This window comes from Streptomyces sp. Je 1-4 4N24, assembly GCF_026239515.1.
Lineage (GTDB): Bacteria > Actinomycetota > Actinomycetes > Streptomycetales > Streptomycetaceae > Streptomyces > Streptomyces nigrescens.
Genome location: NZ_CP110836.1, coordinates 7,052,708 through 7,072,813 on the forward strand (window position 1 = coordinate 7,052,708; position 20,106 = coordinate 7,072,813).

General features: G+C 71.9%; 17 protein-coding genes. 9 read left to right on the forward strand and 8 right to left on the reverse strand.

The features are described from left to right. Positions 1-19: 19 nt before the first annotated feature. The 5 genes from SLV14N_RS30775 to SLV14N_RS30795 form a co-directional block, all read right to left on the reverse strand. The gene (locus SLV14N_RS30775) at positions 20-1,837 is read right to left on the reverse strand and encodes an IucA/IucC family siderophore biosynthesis protein (protein ID WP_263271878.1); all 1,818 of its coding nucleotides are present in this window, start codon (positions 1,835-1,837) and stop codon (positions 20-22) included. Beyond that, positions 1,834-2,403, reverse strand: coding sequence for a GNAT family N-acetyltransferase (locus tag SLV14N_RS30780; protein ID WP_263271880.1), 570 nt, complete (start codon positions 2,401-2,403; stop codon positions 1,834-1,836). Before SLV14N_RS30780 ends, SLV14N_RS30775 begins: the two co-directional genes overlap by 4 nt. Further along, positions 2,400-3,719 carry a lysine N(6)-hydroxylase/L-ornithine N(5)-oxygenase family protein gene (locus tag SLV14N_RS30785; RefSeq protein ID WP_263271882.1) on the reverse strand — a complete coding sequence of 440 codons (1,320 nt, stop codon included), beginning with the start codon at positions 3,717-3,719 and terminating at the stop codon, positions 2,400-2,402. The genes SLV14N_RS30780 and SLV14N_RS30785 overlap by 4 nt, the downstream gene beginning before the upstream one ends. A 35-nt stretch (positions 3,720-3,754) precedes the next feature. Next, on the reverse strand, positions 3,755-5,284 hold the full coding sequence (locus SLV14N_RS30790) for an aspartate aminotransferase family protein (protein ID WP_263271884.1): 1,530 nt from the start codon (positions 5,282-5,284) through the stop codon (positions 3,755-3,757). Between the two features lie 160 nt (positions 5,285-5,444). Then, positions 5,445-6,710 carry a DUF1015 family protein gene (locus SLV14N_RS30795; protein WP_208685383.1) on the reverse strand — a complete coding sequence of 422 codons (1,266 nt, stop codon included), beginning with the start codon at positions 6,708-6,710 and terminating at the stop codon, positions 5,445-5,447. 170 nt (positions 6,711-6,880) lie between these two features. Between SLV14N_RS30795 and SLV14N_RS30800 the strand changes: the two genes are divergently transcribed. Continuing rightward, positions 6,881-7,906 carry an HAD-IIA family hydrolase gene (locus tag SLV14N_RS30800; RefSeq protein ID WP_263273329.1) on the forward strand — a complete coding sequence of 342 codons (1,026 nt, stop codon included), beginning with the start codon at positions 6,881-6,883 and terminating at the stop codon, positions 7,904-7,906. Positions 7,907-7,940: 34 nt separating this feature from the next. Here SLV14N_RS30800 and SLV14N_RS30805 read toward each other — a convergent pair whose 3' ends face one another. Together SLV14N_RS30805 and SLV14N_RS30810 are read right to left on the reverse strand one after the other, a co-directional pair. Then, positions 7,941-8,831 carry a siderophore-interacting protein gene (locus SLV14N_RS30805; protein ID WP_263271886.1) on the reverse strand — a complete coding sequence of 297 codons (891 nt, stop codon included), beginning with the start codon at positions 8,829-8,831 and terminating at the stop codon, positions 7,941-7,943. A 216-nt stretch (positions 8,832-9,047) separates the two neighbouring features. Further along, the gene (locus SLV14N_RS30810; protein WP_263271888.1) at positions 9,048-10,076 is read right to left on the reverse strand and encodes an ABC transporter substrate-binding protein; all 1,029 of its coding nucleotides are present in this window, start codon (positions 10,074-10,076) and stop codon (positions 9,048-9,050) included. Between the two features lie 62 nt (positions 10,077-10,138). Between SLV14N_RS30810 and SLV14N_RS30815 the strand changes: the two genes are divergently transcribed. The 3 genes from SLV14N_RS30815 to SLV14N_RS30825 all read left to right on the forward strand — a co-directional run bounded on the left by SLV14N_RS30815 (position 10,139) and on the right by SLV14N_RS30825 (position 13,552). Beyond that, positions 10,139-11,188 carry an iron ABC transporter permease gene (locus SLV14N_RS30815; RefSeq protein WP_174876475.1) on the forward strand — a complete coding sequence of 350 codons (1,050 nt, stop codon included), beginning with the start codon at positions 10,139-10,141 and terminating at the stop codon, positions 11,186-11,188. Then, positions 11,185-12,318: an iron chelate uptake ABC transporter family permease subunit gene (locus tag SLV14N_RS30820; RefSeq protein ID WP_208685389.1), complete on the forward strand. Its 1,134-nt coding sequence runs from the start codon at positions 11,185-11,187 to the stop codon at positions 12,316-12,318. Before SLV14N_RS30815 ends, SLV14N_RS30820 begins: the two co-directional genes overlap by 4 nt. Positions 12,319-12,691: 373 nt before the next feature. Next, positions 12,692-13,552: an ABC transporter ATP-binding protein gene (locus tag SLV14N_RS30825; RefSeq protein WP_263271890.1), complete on the forward strand. Its 861-nt coding sequence runs from the start codon at positions 12,692-12,694 to the stop codon at positions 13,550-13,552. Positions 13,553-13,681: 129 nt separating this feature from the next. Here SLV14N_RS30825 and SLV14N_RS30830 read toward each other — a convergent pair whose 3' ends face one another. After that, positions 13,682-14,029, reverse strand: a complete 348-nt coding sequence (locus SLV14N_RS30830; protein ID WP_263271891.1) for an SCP2 sterol-binding domain-containing protein — start codon at positions 14,027-14,029, stop codon at positions 13,682-13,684. Between the two features lie 254 nt (positions 14,030-14,283). On the opposite strand from SLV14N_RS30830, the gene SLV14N_RS30835 reads away from it, so the two are divergent. The 5 genes from SLV14N_RS30835 to SLV14N_RS30855 all read left to right on the forward strand — a co-directional run bounded on the left by SLV14N_RS30835 (position 14,284) and on the right by SLV14N_RS30855 (position 19,841). Further along, a complete protein-coding gene (locus SLV14N_RS30835) occupies positions 14,284-14,676 on the forward strand; it encodes a hypothetical protein (RefSeq protein ID WP_263273330.1) in 393 nt (130 codons plus the stop codon). A gap of 7 nt (positions 14,677-14,683) precedes the next feature. Beyond that, the gene (locus tag SLV14N_RS30840) at positions 14,684-15,499 is read left to right on the forward strand and encodes a TlyA family RNA methyltransferase (RefSeq protein WP_159490220.1); all 816 of its coding nucleotides are present in this window, start codon (positions 14,684-14,686) and stop codon (positions 15,497-15,499) included. Next, positions 15,496-16,437 carry an NAD kinase gene (locus SLV14N_RS30845; RefSeq protein WP_202444142.1) on the forward strand — a complete coding sequence of 314 codons (942 nt, stop codon included), beginning with the start codon at positions 15,496-15,498 and terminating at the stop codon, positions 16,435-16,437. The genes SLV14N_RS30840 and SLV14N_RS30845 overlap by 4 nt, the downstream gene beginning before the upstream one ends. 733 nt (positions 16,438-17,170) lie before the next feature. Further along, entirely contained in the window at positions 17,171-18,898 is a 1,728-nt protein-coding gene (gene recN / locus SLV14N_RS30850; protein ID WP_263273331.1) for a DNA repair protein RecN, read from the forward strand. Between the two features lie 151 nt (positions 18,899-19,049). After that, the gene (locus SLV14N_RS30855) at positions 19,050-19,841 is read left to right on the forward strand and encodes a hypothetical protein (protein ID WP_263271893.1); all 792 of its coding nucleotides are present in this window, start codon (positions 19,050-19,052) and stop codon (positions 19,839-19,841) included. Positions 19,842-20,106: the final 265 nt, after the last annotated feature.

Here is a 20,106-nt window from a genome sequence, read left to right on the forward strand (position 1 = left end):
TCTGCGTGTGGGGGAGGGGTCAGGAGGCCGGCGCGTAGGGGGCGAGCGGGTTGCGGAGGGTGCCGATGAGCTGGAGGGCGCCCGCGGGGTCCTGGAGGTCGACCATCTCCTGGTTGTTGCGCAGCTGGAGGCGGTTGAGGCAGGAGAGCGCGAACTCGTCGGTGAACAGGTCGTAGCGGTCGAACTTGTCGGCGAGGTGGGGGTTGGCTGCCTGGTAGTCGGTGACACAGGCGGCGACCGTGCGCCAGAAGGTGTCCTCGTCGAGGATGCCGTGGTCGTCGAGGGTGCTGCTGAGGAAGCGGAAGAAGCAGTCGAAGACGTCGGTGAAGACGGACAGGAGTTTCTTGTCCTCGGGGACGTCGGCGCGGATGCGCTCGACCGTGGGCGGCAGGACCGCGTCCGGGTCCATGACGGCGATCTCCTCGGCGATGTCCTTGAAGATCACGCGAGCCACGGCGCCGTCCTCGACGACCAGGATGGCGTTCTCGCCATGCGGCATGAAGACCAGGTCGTAGGCGTAGAAGGCGTGCACGACCGGCGTCAGATAGGCGTCCAGGTAGCGGCGGAGCCAGACGGCGGGCTCCAGGCCGGACTCCTCGATGAGGGCGGCCGCAAGGGAGCCGCCGTCGTCGTCGGTGTGGAGGAGCGAGGCCATGGTGGCCAGGCGCTGGCCCGGTTCGAGGGTGGGGACGGGGCTCTCGCGCCACAGGGCGGCGAGCATTTTCCGGTACGGGGAGCCCTTGGCGGTGGCGGCCTCGTACTGGCGGTGGTGGTAGCCGATGGCGGCGCGCTCACGGATGATCGAGAAGCGGGCGGCCCGGAAGGTGTCGTCGGCGTCGATGAGGCGGGCCAGCCAGTCGTTGATGGCCGGGGTGGCCTCCATGTAGGACGCGGACAGGCCGCGCATGAAGCCCATGTTGAGGACCGAGAGCGCCGTTTTGACGTAGTGCTTGGTGGGGTCGGCCGTGTTGAAGAAGGTGCGGATGGACTGCTGGGCCAGGTAGTCGTCGTCGCCGGGGCCCAGGCACACCAGGTGCTGCTGGGCGACTTCGGCGGCGAAGGTGACGGAGAGCTTGTTCCACCACTGCCAGGGGTGGGTGGGGAAGAAGTAGTAGTCGGCCGGGTCGAGGCCGAGGGTGGTGAGGGTGGCGGCGAAGCGGGTGCGGGTCTCCTCGGGGAGTTCGTCGCGGATGAGGGCGTCGTAGTCGAGGCCGGCGCCGGCGGTGAAGGTGGCGTGGTCGCGGCGGGCGGCGAGCCAGATCAGCCGGAGCGGGGCCGCGGTCTCGGGGGCGTAGGCGTGGTACTCGTGGATGCCGAAGCCGAGCCGGCCGTTGTTGGCGACGAAGCAGGGGTGGCCCTCGGTCATACCGGTCTCGATGGCCTGGAAGTGCGACTTCGCGAGCTCGGCGGCACCGGGCCGGCCGGCGGCGAGTTTGTAGGCGGTGCCGGAGAGGGTGGAGCTGATCTCCTCCAGGTAGACCGGGAGGATCGTCTCGCCGAGGCCCAGGGAGTCGCGGAGTTCGATGAAGAACGCCAGGGCGTCCAGGGGGAGTTCGCTGTCGTCTCGGTGCCGGGTGATGCTGTCGGCGTCGATCTGCCAGTGGTCCAGGGCTCGTCTGCGGGCGGCGAAGCGGTACTCCGTGGTGCCGTCGTCGCTGCGTATGGCGTAGTGGCCGTCCTGGGGGAGGCGCTTGGGGGTGAGCAGCCGCTCATGGGCGAACTCGGCGAGGCCCTTGCGGATCAGCAGCCGGTTGGCGCGGGCCCACAGGTCGGGGGTGAGGTGGGCGACGGCGTCCCGGGCGGAGAGGGGCGGGGTGCCGTCGGAGGGGGCGGTCATCGGTGGTCTCCTCGGGTGGCCAGGAACTGGTCGCGGGTGCAGATGCTGAGGTAGGCGTCTTTGGAGGGGAGCGAGACGGTGCGCAGGATCTCGAAGCCGACGGCCTTGTTGAGGGCGTGGACGGCGGTGTTGCGCGCGTCGGGCTCGACGACGACGCGGCGGGTGGCCGGGTTGTCGAAGAGCATCTCCATGACGGTGGTGATCACGGCGAGGGTGAAGCCGTGTACGGGGGTGTCGGTGGGTGCTGACAGGAAGTGCATACCGACGTCGCCCGGTTCGGCGGCGTGGATGCCGACGAGTTCGCGGTGGGCGGGGTCGTAGCGCTCCATGAGGAAGGCCGGGGTGCCGTTGTGCAGGCCGAGGAAGGCGTCGTGGAAGGGGTCGGCGGCTATGCGCGCGAATTCCTTCTCGACGGCGGCGAGGTCGCAGTCCTGCATCAGCCAGAAGGCGGCTTTGGGGTGGGTGACCCAGCGGTGCAGCAGTTCGGCGTCGCCGTACGGGTCGACCGGGCGGAGCGAGAACTCCCCGAGGGCGGCGTCGGTGCGGGTGAAGAGGGGGGTGTTCATACCGGGAGCTCCATGGGGTGGTGCGAACCGGCCGGGGCGGCGAACTCCTGGAAGGCGATGGCCTTTTCGACCGGGTAGTACTCGCGGCCGAGCAGCTCGCGGATGATGCACGCGTTGCGGTAGGCGGCCATGCCGAGGTCGGGGGTGACGAAGCCGTGGGTGTGCAGCTCGGCGTTCTGCACGAAGATGCCCTGGCCGGTGGTGTCGATGCTGTAGTTGCGCGCCACGTCGTAGCGGCCGGCGTCGTCCCAGACGATGCGGTCGCGGACGGCGGAGAGGAAGTCCGGTACGCGGTAGCGGTAGCCGGTGGCGAGGATCAGGCCCTGGGTGTCGAGGGCGAAGTCCGTGCCCTGCTCCTCCTGGCGCAGGCCCAGGGTGTAGGTACCGGAGGCCTCGTCGTAACTGGCCTGCTGCAGGGCGGTGTTGGTGAGGAGCCGGGTGGGGACCGGACCGCCGAGGTTCTTCTGGTAGAGCAGGTCGAAGATGTCGTTGATCAGCGCCGAGTCGATGCCCTTGTAGAGGTGCTTCTGGGTGGCGTTGAGGTGGTCGCGGGTGGCCGGCGGGAGGGCGTGGAAGTAGTCCACGTACTCCGGGGAGGTCATCTCCAGCGTGAGCTTGGTGTATTCGAGGGGGAAGAAGCGGGGGGAGCGGGTGGCCCAGGTCAGGTGGTAGCCGTGGCTGTCGATGTCCTGGAGGAGGTCGAAGTAGATCTCCGCCGCGCTCTGGCCGCTGCCGATGAGGGTGATGCTGTCCTTGGCCTGGAGGGCCGCCTTGGCGTCGAGGTAGCCGGCGTTGTGCAGCAGATCGCCGCCGAGCCCCTGGCAGGACTCCGGGATGTGCGGCGGGGTGCCGGTGCCCAGGACGAGCCTGCGGGCGCGGAAGGTGTGGTGTTCGCCGGTGGGCAGCTGCTCGGCGTGGACGACGTAGAGATCCTCGCGCTCGTCGTACTCGACGGTGGTGACCTGGTGGGCGAAGCGGACGGAGGCGAGTTTGCCGGCTGCCCAGCGGCAGTAGTCGTTGAACTCGGCGCGCAGCGGATAGAAGTTCTCGCGGATGTAGAACGAGTACAGCCGTCCCGATTCCTTGAGGTAGTTCAGGAAGGAGAAGGGGGAGGTGGGGTCGGCGAGGGTGACCAGGTCGGCCAGGAACGGCACCTGGAGGTGGCTGCTGTCCAGCATCATGCCGGGGTGCCAGTCGAAGGACGCCTTGTTGTCCAGGAACAGGCCGTCGAGTCCGTCGATCGGCTCGGTCAGACAGGCCAGGCCCAGATTGAACGGGCCGAGGCCGATGGCGATGAAGTCGTAAGGGGCGGACACGGAGTCTCCGATGGGGGCGGTCGGTGGGGGGAGGGTCAGCGTGCGCTGAGCGCCGGCCGGGCCTGCTCGGCGAGGAAGCTGCCGGCGTGGTCGGCGATCAGGTCGAGGACGGTGGCGATGTCCTCGAGCGTGGTCTCCGGGTTGAGCAGGGTGAACTTGAGGTAGTGGAGGCCGTCGACGACGGTGCTCGCGACGATCGCCTCACCGGAGGCGAACAGGGCTTCCCTGGCGTGCAGATTGACCCGGTCGCTGAGTTCGGGGTCCTGGTCGGTGGTGGGGACGTACCGGAAGACCAGGGTGCTCAGCTGGGGCTCGACGACGACATCGAAGCGGGGGTCGTCATGCAGCAGTTTCCAGGCGTCCGCGGCCCGGTCGACGACCTCGTCGAAGAGTTCACCGACGGCCTGGGCGCCCATGATGCGCAGGGTGAGCCAGAGCTTGAGGGCGTCGAAGCGGCGGGTGGTCTGGATCGACTTGTCGACCTGGTTGGGGATGCGCTGCTCCACCATGCGGCGGGGGTTGAGATAGTCCGCGTGGTAGGTGACATGCCGCAGGGTGGCGCGGTCGCGGACCAGGATGGCGCTCGAACTGACCGGCTGGAAGAAGGACTTGTGGTAGTCGACGGTCACCGAGTCGGCGCGTTCGATACCGGACAGCAGGTCGCGGCGGCGGGAGACCAGCAGTCCGCAGCCGTAGGCGGCGTCGACATGCATCCAGGCGCCGTATCCGGCGCACAGGCCGGCGATCTCGGGGAGCGGGTCGATGGAGCCGAAGTCGGTGGTGCCGGCGGTGGCGACGACGGCCATGGGTATCAGGCCGTCGCGTTCGCAGCGCGCCAGTTCGGCGGCCAGCTCGTCGGTGCGCATCCGCTTGTTCTCGTCGCTGGGGACCGCGATGACGGCTTCCGCGCCCATGCCGAGCAGGGTCGCCGACTTGCGGATGCTGAAGTGGCTGCATTCGGAGGTGAGGATGCGCAGCCGGGGCAGTACGTCGGTGAGCCGGGCGTCGTTTGCGCCCTCGCGGGTCAGCTCCCGGCGGCAGGCCTCGTCACGGGCGAGCAGCATGGCCTGGAGGTTGGACTGGCTGCCGCCGCTGGTGAAGATGCCGTCGGCCGCCTCGCCCAGACCGATCCGGTCGGCCGTCCAGTCGATCAGCCGGCGTTCGATGAGCGTGCCGCCCGCACTCTGGTCCCAGGTGTCCAGGGAGGAGTTGACGGCGGAGAGCACGGCCTCGCCTACGAGGGCGGGGATCACCACCGGGCAGTTGAGGTGCGCGAGGTAGCGCGGGTGGTGGAAGTAGACGGCGTCGCGGAGGTAGACCTCTTCGAGCTCGTCGAGTGCGGCGGCCGCGTCGTGCAGCGGTGCGTCGAGGTCGACGCCGGAGACGGTGGGGGTGAGACCGTCGACGGTGATGCCGGTGAACGGGCGCGTGGTACCGGCTATTTTGGCGCTGATCCGGGTAACGCTCTCGGTGACCGCGCTCTGGTAGCGCCTGGCCGTGCCGTTGTTGAGCAGATACGCCCGGTTGTCGGCCGGGTCCTCGGCAGAGTGCGCGAGGAGACTCATGAAGGTGTCCTCCCTGGTGCGGAGTTGACCACGTCCTGCGCAGGGTGGGGTGTGCGCAGGGGCAGGGAGACCCGCCCGGCGACGTAGTGAGGTAAGCCTAACCTAACTAAGTCTCAGGCGGGGTAGGGGGTGCCGTGGCGGCGGCCGGCGCCGGGGAAGATCAGTTCTCGTGGTCGTCCAGGGTGCGCAGGACCAGGCCCGTGGCGGGCTTGGGGCCGAAGGAGGTGGACTTCCGCGGCATCGTCACACCGTGCTCGGCGAGTTGACGGACCGTCTCCTCGGAGGTGGCGCGCATCAGGACGGCCGTGCCGCCGTGCCGGGCGGCCTGCTCGACGGCGGCTCCGGTGTGATGCAGATAGCCGATGTCCGACGGGTGGTCAGGGATGTGCCAGACCTCGTCCAGCAGGACGGAGTGCAGCACGGTGGCGTCCAGCTGCCGCCAGACCTCGGGCCGGTCCCGGCGGATCGTACGGTCCAGCAGGCCGGGGTCGGGACGGTCCAGGAGGTGGAAGGAGTCCGGTCCGCCGGCGAGGACGAAGGCGGTGCCGGGCGTCTCCTCCAGGGCCTCCAGGGCGGCGGACAGCTCGCCCGGGAGGGTACGGGCACGGAAGGCGCCGGCCAGGTCCGCCAGCGCCTTGGCGGGCGGCAGATGCGGCAGTACGCGGTGGATCGCGCGGACCTGGAGCGGATAGCGGGCGGTGTCCACCAGCAGCACCAGACCGGAGGCCCAGGGCGAGCCGGCGGTGGCGCCGGGCAGCTGCTCGTACAGCCGCTGGTAGGTCGCCCAGCGGTGGTGGCCGTCGGCGATCAAGGCCTGCCGGCGGCCGAGATCGTCGTCGATGGCGGTGAGGTCGGCGGGGTCGGTGACCGCCCACAGGCGGTGGGCGAAGCCGTCCTCCGTGGTGGTGGCGAGCAGTGGCTCACCCTCCACCACGCGCTCGATGACCGCGGTGGCGCCGGTCGCGGTGCCCTCGCCGCGGTAGGAGAGCAGCAGCGGTTCGAAGTTCGCGGCCGCCGCGCGCATCAGGGCGGCCCGGTCCTCGACCACCTCGGGGATGACGCCCTCGTGCGGCAGCACCGGACCGTCCAGGCGCAGCGCCCCGATCAGCCCGCGCTGCAGCACCTCACCGGCGCGCTGCTCGTAGACGTACAGCGCCGGCTCGGCGTCCTGCGTCAGCACGCCCTCGCTGCGCCAGCGGTGCAGCGTGTCGGCGGCCTGGCGGTGGCGGGTGGTGGGGTCCGCGGCGTGCGGAAGGATCAGCCGGACGATGTTGTACGGATCGGCGGTCTCCAGATGGCGCACGCCGTCCGGCCGGACCACCACGTCGTACGGCGGGGACATCACGGCGGTCAGGCTGCTGACCCGTTCCCGGGCGTAACGCAGTCCGCGGAACGGGAGGAGGCGGAGGCCGTCGGTACTGGTCATTGAAGAATGCTATGCCGCCGGGCGGATGAGGGAGGATCGGGGGACAGCCCGTGCGTGGCTGGAAATATCGGTATGCGCGCTGCGGGGAACGGCGGGCCCGGCGGCGCGGTGAGCGCGCCCCGGCGGGCGGCGGGCCCTTGGTGCGAGGCGTGAGCGAGGAGCGAGACGGCATGGACGAGCAGGTGCGCAGGCAGCCCGACGGGTGCCGGCACGCGCTGAGCGAGGCATATGACACCGCGCTGCTGGATCTGGACGGGGTGGTCTACGCCGGCGGACAGGCCATCGAGCATGCCGTGGAGTCGCTGACGCGCGCGCGGGAGGGCGGAATGCACCTCGCCTATGTGACCAACAACGCCGCCCGGACCCCGCAGGCCGTCGCCGACCAGCTGTCCGGTTTTGGCCTGCCGACCGGTCCGGACGATGTGATCACCTCGGCGCAGGCGGTGGCACGGCTGATCTCCGAACAGGTCCCGCCGGGCGCGCGGGTGCTGGCCATCGGCGGCGAGGGGCTGCGGGTGGCGCTGCGCGAGCGCGGTCTGGAGCCCGTCTTCTCCGCGGACGACGACCCGGCGGCCGTGGTGCAGGGCTACGATCCCTCGCTGGACTGGGAGCGGCTGGCGGAGGCCGCGTACGCGGTGCAGCGCGGGGTGCCCTGGTTCGCGTCCAACACGGATCTGACGATCCCCAAGGAGCGCGGGATCGCCCCCGGCAACGGTGCGTTGGTGGAGGTGGTCAGGATCGCCGCGGGCGGCGCCCCGCAGGTGGCGGGCAAACCGCAGCCGCCGATGCACCGGGAGACGGTGCTGCGGACCGGTGCGCGGCGACCGCTGGTGATCGGCGACCGGCTCGACACCGACATCGAGGGGGCCTGCAACGGCGAGGTCGACTCGCTGCTGGTGCTCACCGGCGTCACCACACCGGCCGAGCTGCTGGCGGCCCCGCCGCGGCACCGCCCCACCTATGTGGACGAGGATCTGCGCGGGCTGCTGGCACCGCAGCCGGAGGTGACCGCGGCCGACGGCGGTTTCCGGTGCGGCGGCTGGCGGGCCGAGGCGGCCGGGGACACCCTCCTGGTGGAGGGCGAGGGCACACCGCTGGACGGGCTGCGGGCGCTGTGCGCGGCGGCATGGACGGCGGCGGGGGACAGCAGTTACGGGGCGGACACGGGGAAGGCGCTGGCGCGGATCGGCAGGTGAGGCCCGGCGCCCCGGCGTGTCCGAGGTGGGCGGCTCAGTCCTCCGAGGGGGCTGATGCGCCGGCCGTCAGCTCCGCGAGCAGGTCCTCCTCGGAGGCGCCACGGCGCCAGTAGCCGGTGAACTTGACGGCCCTGCGGTCGATGCCGCGCTCACGGACGAGGTGCCGGCGCACCGCCTTGACGGTGCCGGCCTCGCCGGCGACCCAGGCGTACGGGGTGCCCTCGGGAAGGTCGGCGGCGCGCAGGGCGTCGAGCACCGGCTCGCGCCGCGTGGCGGTCGCTCCGTCCCGGACGAGCCAGGTGATGTCGGCGTCGGCGAAGGACGGCAGCTGCTGCCGGTCGTCCTCGTGCGCGATCTCGATCCAGACCTTGGCGTGGGTGCCGGGGGAGAGCCAGGACAGGATGCCGGCGATCGCGGGCAGCGCCGTCTCGTCACCGGTGATCAGGATCCAGTCGGTGCCGGCCGGCGGCCGGAAGTCGACACCGCCGTTGTCCTCGACGGCCGGGGCGAGGACGGTCAGCCGGTCGCCGGGCCGGGCGTGGGCGGCCCAGCGGGAGGCGGGTCCGCCCGCCAGGGGATCGGCCCCCGGGCCGGCACCGTGCAGCGCGAAGTCGACATCGAACTCCCGTGGATCATGGCGCTGTTCGCGGATGGTGTACGAGCGCATCACCGCCCGCTCGGCCGGATCCTGCGCCCGCCAGGTGGTGTACCAGCTGTCGCCCATGTCGTGGAAAACCGGCCGGTCCTGGTGGGGCTGCGGGAGAAAGAGCTTGAAGCGCTGGTCACGGCCGCCGGAGGCCAGCTCGTCCAGCCGGTCGCCGCCGAAGGTGATCCGCACCACGGAGGGACTCACCCGCCGGGCCCGTACGACGTGCACATCGAAGAAGCGGAACGGTGCGGTGGCGGGGGCGGCGGTCGTGGTCATGTGGGGGACCTCCCGGGACGGTGCGGGGACTGTTCGGTCTGGTGGTGCGGTGGCTTGTGGTGCGGTGGCTTTCGGGTGCTGCGCAGGCTTTTGGGTGGCGAGGTGCTGAGTGCTGGTTGTGGAGGCGCGGGGGCGCTGAGTGCATGGGTGCCGCGGTGGACCGTGGCGGCCGGGGCGCGCCGTGGCCGGTGTCCGGCGATCCGCCGCGGCCGTCCGTCACTTGGTCTTCTTGGCGCCCTCGATGGCCTTGGCGAGCGACTCGATGAGCGGGGCGGCACCCGCGTAGGAGAAGCGCGGTTCGCTCGACCACGGGGTGATCTGGCCGGCCTTGACGGCGGGCAGCTTGGCCCAGGAGGGCTTGGCCGCCAGGTCCTTGGGCTGGAGGGTGGCGGTCCGGTTGTCCAGCAGGAGCACATCCGCCTTGTACTTGTCGGCGTTCTCCCAGCTCAGGCTCTCGAAGTAGCCGCCCTTGTCCAGGTGGTCGGGGACGATCAGATCCACGCCGAGGGACTTGTAGTACATGAGGTCGGCGTTGATGCCGGGGTTGGAGGCGTAGAAGAGGTCCGGGCTGCCGGAGCAGGCGAGCACCTTGACCGGGTGGGACTTGGCGGCCTTGCGCAGCGCCGCGGAGGCCTTCTCGAAGCGGGCCTTGGCGTCGGCGACCTTCTTGGCCTGGAGGTCGGCGCCGAGCGACTTCGCCAGGTCGGCGTAGCGCTCGATGATCTTGACGAGCGGGACCCGGGCCGAGGTGATGGCGACGCTCTTCGCCAGCGGGGTGATCTTGTCCTTGCTGTCGTCCGGGACGAACCACAGCGCGTCCGGCTCGTACATGTTCGTCACCAGCAGATCGGGGCGCAGCGACGCGTACTTCTCGACGTTGAACTGGTTGTACGCGTTGCCGATGATGGTGACCTTGTCGACGTCAAGGTCACCGGCCTGCGGGTCGGCCTTGCCGTTCTTGAGCTTGGTGGGGCCGAAGACACCGACGATCTGGTCGTCGATCCCGAAGTCGTGCAGTGCGGCCGCGGTGCCGGTGAAGGCGACGATGCGCTGAGGGGTGTTCTTGAGGGAGACCTTCTGCTTGCGGTCGTCGGTGAAGGACCAAGGGCCGGTCTTGGCGTCGCCGTTGGCGCCCCCCGAGTCCTTGCCTCCGCCGCATGCGGCCAGCAGGGCGCCGATGCCGACGGCGCCGCCCGCGGCCAAAATGCCGCGACGGGACGGAGTGACGTTTCGGGAGGTGCTCATGGGTGCACTTCTCTCTGGGAGGGGCTGCAAGTCAAATGTGAGGGTAGGCTAACCTAACCATCGTGTTGGTTGACAGTCCCCCCGAAGCGGCAACGGCTCCGGACCCCGTGACACCCCGGCGGCGCCCCCTCCTGCGCTCCGCGGGGCTGGTGGTCTCGGTGGCCGTGCTGGCCGTCATCGTCGTCCTCGGTATCGCCGTCGGCGCCAAACAGATCCCCCTCGACCAGGTGTGGCACGGGGTGTTCCACTACTCCGGATCCGACACCGACGTGGTCATCCGCGATGTCCGCTTCCCGCGCACCCTGCTCGGCCTGATCGTCGGCGCCGCGCTCGGCCTGGCCGGCACGGTCATGCAGGCGCTGACCCGAAACCCCCTGGCGGACCCCGGAGTTCTCGGCATCAACGCCGGTGCCTCCGCCGCGGTCGTCTCCGCCATCAGCTTCTTCGGCATCACCTCGCTGACCGGCTATGTGTGGTTCGCGTTCGCCGGCGCCGCGGTGGTCAATGTCGCGGTGTACGTCCTCGGCGGCACCCGCGGCGCCACGCCCGTACGGCTCGCCCTGGCCGGCACCGCGCTGACCGCCGTCCTCATCGGCTATATCAACGCCGTCAACCTGATGGACACCGCGGCACTGGACAAGATGCGCTTCTGGACGGTGGGTTCGCTGGCCTCGGCCACCCTGCCGACGGTCACCGGGATCGCGCCGTTCCTGGCGGTGGGCGGCGTCCTCGCGCTGCTGATCGCCCGGCCGCTGAACGCCATCGCGCTCGGCGACGACCAGGCACGCGCGCTGGGCGCCCGGCTGACCCGCACCCGGGTGATGGCGATGCTCGCCGTCACCCTGCTGTGCGGCGGGGCGACCGCCGCCTGCGGCCCGATCGTCTATGTGGGCCTGATGGTTCCGCACGCCGTACGGGCCGTCACCGGGCCCGATATGCGCTGGATCCTGCCGTACTCCGCGGTGCTCTCACCGGTTCTGCTGCTCGGTGCGGATGTCCTCGGCCGGGTCGTGGCCCGGCCCGGTGAGCTGCAGGTCGGCATCGTCACGGCCGTCCTCGGCGGCCCGGTCTTCATCTATCTCGTACGACGTCGGAGGATGGCCCAGCTGTGAGCGCGACCGTGAAGTCCGGGGAGGGCACGGGGCCCCAGGCCGAGAACGTACCGGCGGCGGTCCGGCGGGTGCGGGCGGTACGCACCAAGGGCGGCCTCTCGCTGCGCCTGGACATACGCGCCACGGTGGTCGGACTGCTGCTGCTGGCCGTCGCGCTGGCCGCCGGTATCGCCCTGATCGGCTCCGGCGACTACCCGATGACCCCGGCCGAGGTGTTCGCCACCCTGACCGGTGACGGGGACCCCGGCCAGCAGTACATCGTGCACGAGCTGCGGCTGCCGCGGGTGCTGGTGGGACTGTTGGTCGGCGCCGCGTTCGGGATCTCCGGAGCGGTCTTCCAGACCGTCTCCCGCAACCCGCTGGGCAGTCCGGACGTCCTCGGCTTCGCCCAGGGCTCGTCCGTCGGCGCCCTGGTCGCCATCGTCTACTTCCAGGCCGGGGCCTTCGGAGTCGCCGCCGGAGCGGTGGCCGGCGGGGTGGGCACCGGTATCGCCATCTTCCTGCTCGCCTGGAAGCGCGGCATCCACGGCTACCGCTTCGTGCTCGTCGGCATCGGAGCGAGCGCCATGCTCTACGCGATGGTGCTGTTCCTCATGACCAAGGCGAACATCGTCGAGGCGACCCGGGCCACCACCTGGATGACCGGTTCGCTCAACGGCCGTGACTGGGACCAGGTCCAGCCGCTGGCCGTCGTCTGCGCCGTCCTCGTCCCGCTGCTGCTGTTCCACGGGCGGCCGCTGCGCATGCTGGAGATGGGCGATGACGCCGCCTATGCGCTGGGCGTACGGGTCGACCGGGTCCGTATCACCGTGCTGCTGGCGGCGGTTGTGCTGGTCGCCGCCGCCACCGCGGCGGCCGGGCCGATCTCCTTCGTCGCGCTCACCGCACCCCAGGTGGCCCGCCGGCTGACCCTCCCGCGGTGGCTCAAGGGCGGGGGAGGGGCCCCCATGCCCGGCCCCAATCTGGTGCTGTCCGCCCTCATGGGCGCCGTCCTGCTGGTCGCCGCGGACTGGGCATCCCAGCGGCTCTTCGGCGCCGACCAGCTGCCGGTGGGGGTGCTCACCGGCGTCCTCGGCGGCGGCTATCTGCTGTGGCTGCTGGCCACGGAGCGCAAGGCGGGACGGGTATGAGCGGCCGGGCGGCGGCGGGAGGACGGCCCGGGCGGTGGGCGCCGCAGGGCGGCGCGGCCGGTGCCGGGCGGGAACCCCGTGCGGGCCGGGCGGCGGTGTGGCCTCCGGGTGGTGCCGGTGCGGCCGGTGCCGGGCGGGAACCCTGCGCGGGCCGGGCGGCGGTGTGGCCTCCGGGTGGTGCCGGTGCGGCCGGTGCCGGGCGGGAATCCTGCGCGGGCCGGGCGGCGGTGTGGCCTCCGGGTGGTGCCGGTGCGGCCGGTGCCGGGCGGGAATCCTGCGCGGGCCGGGCGGCGGTGTGGCCTCCGGGTGGTGCCGGTGCGGCCGGTGCCGGGCCGGGCAACAGCAGTGACACGACAACCCCAGGAGTTCCGAAGTGAGCCGTCTCACGGCCGAGAACGTCACCCTCGCCTACGACCAGCGGGTCATCGCCGAGAACCTCTCGGTCGCCATCCCCGACCACTCCTTCACGGTCATCGTCGGCCCGAACGCCTGCGGTAAGTCCACACTGCTGCGCGCGCTCTCGCGGATGCTCAAACCGGCCAAGGGGTCGGTACTGCTGGACGGCGCGGCGATCTCCTCGCTGCCGGCCAAGAAGGTCGCCAGGACGCTCGGGCTGCTGCCACAGTCCTCCATCGCCCCGGACGGGATCACCGTGTCGGATCTGGTGGCACGGGGCCGTTATCCGCACCAGGGGCTGCTGCGGCAGTGGTCGCCCGAGGACGAGCGGATCGTCGAGGAGTCTATGGCGGCCACCGGCGTCGGTGAGCTGGCCGACCGCTATGTCGACGAGCTGTCCGGCGGTCAGCGGCAGCGGGTGTGGATCGCGATGGCGCTCGCTCAGCAGACCCCGCTGTTCCTGCTGGACGAGCCGACGACGTTTCTGGACATCCAGCATCAGATCGAGGTCCTGGACCTGTGCGCGGAGCTCCACGAGGAGCAGGGGCGCACGCTGGTCGCGGTGCTGCACGACCTCAATCACGCGGCCCGCTACGCGACGCACCTCATCGCCATGAAGGACGGCGCGGTCATCGCCGAGGGCGCCCCGGCCGACATCGTCACGGCGGAGCTGGTGGAACAGGTCTTCGGCCTCGGCTGCCAGATCATCGACGACCCGGAGACCGGAACCCCCCTGGTCGTCCCGGCCGCCCGCAAGCCCCGCAACGGCGGCTCCCGCGCCGGCCGGCCGACTACGGAGAAGGCACCTGCGGGGGCTGGGCAGGCGGGTGGCCGGTAGGAGCCGGGGGAGCGCGCTATCGATCCCGGGAGCGCGGGAGCGCGGGAGTGCGGGAGTCTGGAGTCTGGAGGAGACGGGGGCGGGCGGAGTGGGCTGCGGCCGACAGGGCTCGGCTGAGTGGGGCTGCTGTTAGAGCAGCGTCCGAAGGCGCAGGAGGTCGCGCAGGCCGGCCTCCAGCTTGACGCGGCCGCTGCCCCAGGCCTTGGCGAAGTTCAGCTCGCCGTCCACCAGGGCCACCAGGTCGTCGCCGGCCATGGACAGCCGGATCTCGGCCTTGTGCGGGGGCGGGCCGGACACGCTGACCACCTCCTGGATGGTGCCGTCGGTCAGGCGCCCGAGGAAGGTCACATCGAGGTCCGTGATGCGGCAGCTGAGCGAGCGGTCGAGCGTGGCGGCGCCGCGGACGCTGCCGTCGGCAGAGGACAGGTTCTGGGCCAGCCGGTCGAGAGCGGCACGGCACTGGTCGAGGGTTGCCATCGTGAGCGACGATACGCCAGGTCGGGGGCGGCTCGTTCGTCCTCAAGCGCCTTCGCCGGGGTAGCGTCGGGGGCATGGAAGAGCCGATGCCCGGCCCGGAGCCGGAGGCGCCCGCGGAAGCCGCGCCAGGGGAGCCCACGGAGCCCGGGGAACCCGGTGAGCGTGAGGGCGGCGGAGCCGTGAGCAGCGCCGGTGGCCTGCTGTCCGGCCTTGTCGGGCCGGGCGATGCAGCTGAGCCGGGTGGCCAGGGCAGGCTGGGCACCACAGCCGATCCCGGTGGCCAGGACAGTGCGGGCACCGCGGCCGAGTCGGGCGGCCAGGGCAGGGCGGGCACCACGGCCGAGCCGGGCGGTCAGGGCAGGCCGGGCGCCGCAGTCGAGCCGGGTGGTCAGGGCGGGCCGGGCACCACGGCCGAGCCGGAGGGGCCCGCCGGGCCGCAGCCGATCGGGGTGGGAGTGACACCGACCGGTGAGGCCGCGGTCGATGCCGGACTGCGGCGCCTCGCCGATGCCGACCACCTCCCCGCGAGCGGACACCTCCAGGTGTACGAGGATGTGCATCGTGGGCTGCGCGAGGTGCTGGCCGGTCTCGACCAGCACCCCGGGCCGCCCGCCCCTTCCTCGACGACGCACGACAACAGGAGCTGAACCACAGGTGGCAGGAGTGGCACGACGCCGACTCGATGCGGAGCTGGTGCGCCGCAAGCTGGCCCGTTCGCGCGAGCATGCGAGCCAGCTGATCGCCGCGGGCCGGGTGACCGTCGGCGGGGCGACCGCGACCAAACCGGCCACCCAGGTGGAGACCAGCGCGGCCGTGGTCGTCCGCGAGGACGACAGCGATCCCGACTATGTCTCGCGCGGCGGGCACAAGCTCGCCGGGGCGTTCGCCGCCTTCGTCCCGCTCGGTCTGAAGATCGAGGGCCGCCGGGCGCTGGACGCGGGCGCCTCGACCGGTGGCTTCACCGATGTCCTGCTGCGGGCCGGCGCCCGTCATGTCGTCGCCGTCGACGTCGGATACGGACAGCTCGCCTGGTCGCTCCAGAGCGACGAGCGGGTCACCGTGAAGGACCGCACCAACGTGCGCGAATTGACGCTGGAACAGATCGACTCGGAACCCGTCGACCTCGTCGTCGGCGATCTCTCGTTCATCCCGCTGGGGCTCGTACTGCCCGCGCTGGCCCGCTGTGCGGCGCCCGGCGCGGATCTGGTGCTGATGGTCAAGCCGCAGTTCGAGGTCGGCAAGGAGCGGCTGGGCAGCGGTGGGGTGGTGCGCAGCGCGGAGCTGCGGGCCGAGGCCGTACGCGCGGTCGCGAGCCGGGCCGCCGAACTGGAATTTGGCGTACTTGGCGTAACTGCGAGCCCGCTGCCTGGACCTTCCGGGAATGTCGAGTACTTTCTGTGGCTGCGCGCCGGGGCGCCTGCACTCGACCCGGCGGACGTCGACCGTGCAGTGGCGGAGGGGCCTCGTTGACCACTACCCAGGCAGTTGAAGGCAGCGCAGCACACGAGAACACCGGAGCCGGGCGGACGGTGTTCCTGCTCGCACACACGGGCCGTCCCGCGGCCATCCGCAGTGCCGAACTCGTTGTCCAGGGGCTGCTGCGCAGCGGTATCGGGGTGCGGGTGCTGGCGGAGGAGGCGGCGGACCTGCCGCTGCCGTCGTCGGTCCAGCGCGTCGATTCCGAGCAGTGCGCCGCCGAGGGCTGCGAACTCCTGGTGGTCCTGGGAGGGGACGGCACGCTGCTGCGTGGCGCGGACTTCGCGAGGACGTCCGGGGTTCCGATGCTCGGGGTCAACCTGGGCCGGGTCGGCTTCCTCGCGGAGGCCGAGCGCGACGACCTCGACAAGGTCGTCGACCGGGTCGTCACCCGGGCGTACGAGGTCGAGGAGCGGATGACGATCGATGTCCTCGTCCGCAACAACGGCAATGTCGTGCACACCGATTGGGCCCTGAACGAGGCGTCGGTGGAGAAGGCCGCACGGGAGCGGATGCTGGAGGTCGTGACCGAGGTCGACGGCCGGCCCGTTTCGCGCTTCGGCGGCGACGGGGTGGTCTGCGCGACCCCGACCGGTTCGACCGCGTACGCCTTCTCGGCCGGCGGGCCGGTGGTCTGGCCCGAGGTCGAGGCCCTGCTGATGGTCCCGATCAGCGCCCATGCCCTGTTCGCCAAACCGCTGATCACCTCGCCGCGTTCCGTGCTGGCGGTCGAGGTCCAGCCCAAGACCCCGCACGGCATTCTGTGGTGCGACGGCCGCCGCAGTGTCGAACTGCCCGCCGGCGCCCGCGTCGAGGTCCGCCGCGGCGCCGTACCCGTACGCCTGGCCCGTCTGCACCACGCCTCCTTCACGGATCGTCTGGTCGCCAAGTTCGCCCTCCCGGTGGCGGGGTGGCGGGGGGCGCCGCACTAGCTTTCCTGCCCCGGCCCCCCGGCGAAGGGACCCGTGGCGACCGTGGCCCTTCCCCCTGCGCCCGTGTACGAGGAGTCCTTCGGCGCGGGCGGGGGAGAGGGGCGGTCTCACGCGGGGCGGTGAGCCCCCTGCCGGTGCCTCGGGGCGTTGGGGGCGCCCCCGTGTCTGCCGGGTCACGCGGCAGCCCGTGCCGATCGCGAGCAGCGTCGCGAAACCGCGGCGCTGCCGGGCGACGGTCCGCTCCCTGATCTTCCTCACCCCCCCTCATCGAGGCAATCGCGAGGATCGGCCTCGCGAATATCGACATGGGGATCCGGTCGCGGAGCAGGGCGACGGCCGTGCCCGCGGCCCCACCCGCCGCCGTCGCCCGGCCTGCGGGGGACGGCAGGCCGCCCGCGCCGGTCGCGATGAGCAGCGTCATCGATGCTCCGGCGATCGCCCCCGCGCCGGCAACCGCCCCCGCTCCGGCAACCGCCCCCGCACCCCGCATGGCCACCGCTGACTTGGCGGATGCGCGACGGTGACCGTGCTGCCTCACATATGTCGATCTGCTGGACATGAGCACACCTTTCGTTCCGGACTGTGATCAGCGTGACGGCTGAGCGTGATCACGCACCATGCGGAATCCCCCCGTTTTTCGATGTGGTTTTCCGCAGGTCGGGCGGCAGGAGTGAGGGGAGGCCGTCGCGGGGCGGTCCCCGGACCTCGTAAGGTCGTACCCGTGTTGGAGGAGATGCGGATCCGGTCCCTGGGTGTCATTGATGACGCCGTTGTCGAGCTGTCCCCGGGCTTCACGGCGGTGACCGGCGAAACGGGCGCGGGCAAGACCATGGTCGTCACCAGCCTCGGCCTGCTGCTCGGCGGGCGCGCAGACCCCGCCCTGGTGCGGATCGGCGCCAAGTCGGCGGTCGTGGAGGGCAGGATCAGCGTCGGCCCCCATGCCCCCGCCGCGGTACGGGCCGAGGAGGCCGGTGCGGAGCTGGACGAGGGGGCGCTGCTGATCAGCCGCACGCTCTCCGCGGAGGGCCGTTCGCGCGCTCATGTGGGAGGCCGTTCCGTACCGGTCGGCCTCCTGGCGGAGTTGGCCGACGACCTGGTCGCCGTGCACGGCCAGACCGACCAGCAGGGCCTGCTGCGGCCGGCCCGTCAGCGCCAGGCCCTGGACCGCTACGCCGGGGACACGGTCGCGGTCCCGCTGGCCAAGTACACCGCCGCCCACCGCCGGCTGCGTGCCGTCGCCACCGAGCTGGACGAGCTGACGACGCAGGCCCGCGAACGTTCACAGGAAGCCGATCTGCTGCGCTTCGGCCTCGATGAGATCGCGGCGGCCGAGCCCCAGCCCGGCGAGGACACCGAACTCGCCGCCGAGGCGGAGCGGCTCGGTCACGCCGAGGCGCTGGCCTCCGCCGCGACCGTCGCGCACGCCGCGCTGGCCGGCAATCCCGAGGACCCCGAGGGCGTCGACGCCACCACCCTGGTCGCCGGCGCCCATCGCGCACTGGAGGCCGTACGCAGCCATGACCAGGAGCTCGCCGGGCTCGCCGAGCGGATCGGCGAGATCGGCATCCTGATGGCGGATGTGGCGGGCGAGCTGGCCGGCTACGCGGACGGCCTGGACGCCGACCCGTTGCGGCTCGCCGCGGTCGAGGAACGCCGTGCCACGCTGAACCATCTGACCCGCAAGTACGGCCAGGACATCGCGACGGTGCTGGCCTGGGCCGAGGAGAGCGCCGCCCGGCTCTCCGAACTGGACGGCGACGACGACCGGATCGGCGAGCTGACCGCCGAGCGGGACGCACTCCGCGCCGAACTGGGCGAACTGGCACAAACGTTGACCGATGCCCGTACGGCCTCGGCGAAGCGTTTCGCCGACGCGGTCACCGCCGAACTCGCCGAACTCGCCATGCCGCACGCCCGGGTCACCGTCGAGATCCGTCAGACCGAGGTCGCCGAGGGCGCCGACGGCATCGAGGTCGGCGGCCGCACGGTGGCCTACGGACCGGCCGGCGCCGATGAGGTCGAACTTCTCCTGGCCCCGCACCCGGGCGCACCGCCCCGGCCGATCGCCAAGGGGGCGTCCGGCGGTGAGCTCTCCCGGGTGATGCTCGCCGTGGAGGTGGTCTTCGCCGGCTCCGACCCCGTACCGACCTATCTCTTCGACGAGGTCGACGCGGGCGTCGGCGGCAAGGCGGCCGTCGAGGTCGGCAGGCGGCTGGCCAGGCTCGCGAAGTCGGCGCAGGTCGTGGTGGTCACGCACCTCCCGCAGGTCGCGGCGTTCGCGGACCGCCAGTTGCTGGTCGCGAAGACGAACGACGGGTCGGTCACCAGGAGCGGCGTCACGGTCCTGGAAGGCGAGGAGCGGGTCCGCGAACTCTCCCGGATGCTGGCAGGCCAGGAGGACTCCGAAACGGCCCGCGCGCATGCCGAGGAGCTGCTGGAGACGGCGCGTACGGGCAGCTAGGACGTGGCGCGTGCCAGGGGGCGCACCGGTCCTCTCGCCTGCCGCTGGACGCCGGGGCCGTCCTTCCCGCGTGATTTCCCCGTGACCGGGCGACGCTCGCCTCTAGGGTGACGGGAGTCGAGCACCGCAGGGTGCCGGCCGAGGGGAGGACATGGTGGCGGTGACAGACAGCAGGGCGCTGGGGCGGATCTCGGCACTCGTGGGGGCGGCAGGGGCGACGCGAGCCGCGTACACGGCGCTCAGGAAGCGGCCGCCGGGCGGTGCCGTCCTGTGGGAGCGGAAGAACTACGCCGGCCGGACCGTGGATCTGCACGCGGGTCTCGCCACGGCCGCCGGTACCGCCCTCGCCGCCGTCACCGCACAGGGACTGCCCGGCCGGACCCGGGCCGCCGCGGCGCTGGCGGTGCTGGCCGCCGGGGGCTGCGGTGCGTACGACGACGTGTTCGGTGCCAGTGATCCGCGCCGCGGATTCCGGGCGCACCTGTCGGCGCTCCGGCAACGAGAGGTCACCAGCGGGGCCGTGAAGCTCTTCGGGATCGGCGCCGCCGGGCTCGCGGCCGGCGCCCTCCTCAAGGAGCGCCCGGCTGACAGGTTGCTTGCGGGCGTGGTGATTGCGGGCTCGGCCCATCTGGTGAACCTCCTGGACGTCCGGCCGGGCCGGGCGGCCGGCGCCGTGCTGGCCATCGGTGCACCCGGGCTGCTGCGCCGAGGTCCGGCGGGCCCGCTGTCCGCCGCGCCCATGGGGGCCGTTTCCGCCGTCCTCGGTGACGACCTCGGGGAGCGCACGATGATCGGGGACGCCGGGGCGCACGCCCTCGGCGCGGCACTCGGTCTCGCCATCGTCACGAGTAACGGCCGCCGAGGCCTGGCCGCGCACGCCGCCGGCCTGATCGCCGCCGCGGCCGCGGGGGACCACGTCAGCCGGGCGGCCGCAGCGATCTGAGTACTGCTGAAGGCCTGGGGCCTGCTGAAGCCTGAGTCCTGCCGAAGGCCTGGCCGAAGGCAGCCTGTCCGGGGGCCTTCGGCCCGTGAGGGAAACGCCGCCCGTCCCTGGTACGCGCCGTAGGCCCGGCCCACCAGGTGACCCGGGCTCCCGCCCACCGTGGGCCCTCCACCGGGCAAGCCAGGCCAGACAAGCCCGACCTGACCAGCCAGGCTGTGGACAAGCCCGGCCGCGGAAAGCCCGCCCCACAGGAGGGCCATCCGTA

Excerpts from the sequence above, each read along its gene's own strand:
- SLV14N_RS30775 (WP_263271878.1), bottom strand. The coding sequence starts at position 1,837 with ATGACCGCCCCCTCCGACGGCACCCCGCCCCTCTCCGCCCGGGACGCC.
- SLV14N_RS30780 (WP_263271880.1), bottom strand. The coding sequence starts at position 2,403 with ATGAACACCCCCCTCTTCACCCGCACCGACGCCGCCCTCGGGGAGTTC.
- SLV14N_RS30790 (WP_263271884.1), bottom strand. The coding sequence starts at position 5,284 with ATGAGTCTCCTCGCGCACTCTGCCGAGGACCCGGCCGACAACCGGGCG.
- SLV14N_RS30795 (WP_208685383.1), bottom strand. The coding sequence starts at position 6,710 with ATGACCAGTACCGACGGCCTCCGCCTCCTCCCGTTCCGCGGACTGCGT.
- SLV14N_RS30800 (WP_263273329.1), top strand. The coding sequence starts at position 6,881 with ATGGACGAGCAGGTGCGCAGGCAGCCCGACGGGTGCCGGCACGCGCTG.
- SLV14N_RS30805 (WP_263271886.1), bottom strand. The coding sequence starts at position 8,831 with ATGACCACGACCGCCGCCCCCGCCACCGCACCGTTCCGCTTCTTCGAT.
- SLV14N_RS30810 (WP_263271888.1), bottom strand. The coding sequence starts at position 10,076 with ATGAGCACCTCCCGAAACGTCACTCCGTCCCGTCGCGGCATTTTGGCC.
- SLV14N_RS30830 (WP_263271891.1), bottom strand. The coding sequence starts at position 14,029 with ATGGCAACCCTCGACCAGTGCCGTGCCGCTCTCGACCGGCTGGCCCAG.
- recN (WP_263273331.1), top strand. The coding sequence starts at position 17,171 with ATGCGGATCCGGTCCCTGGGTGTCATTGATGACGCCGTTGTCGAGCTG.
- SLV14N_RS30855 (WP_263271893.1), top strand. The coding sequence starts at position 19,050 with ATGGTGGCGGTGACAGACAGCAGGGCGCTGGGGCGGATCTCGGCACTC.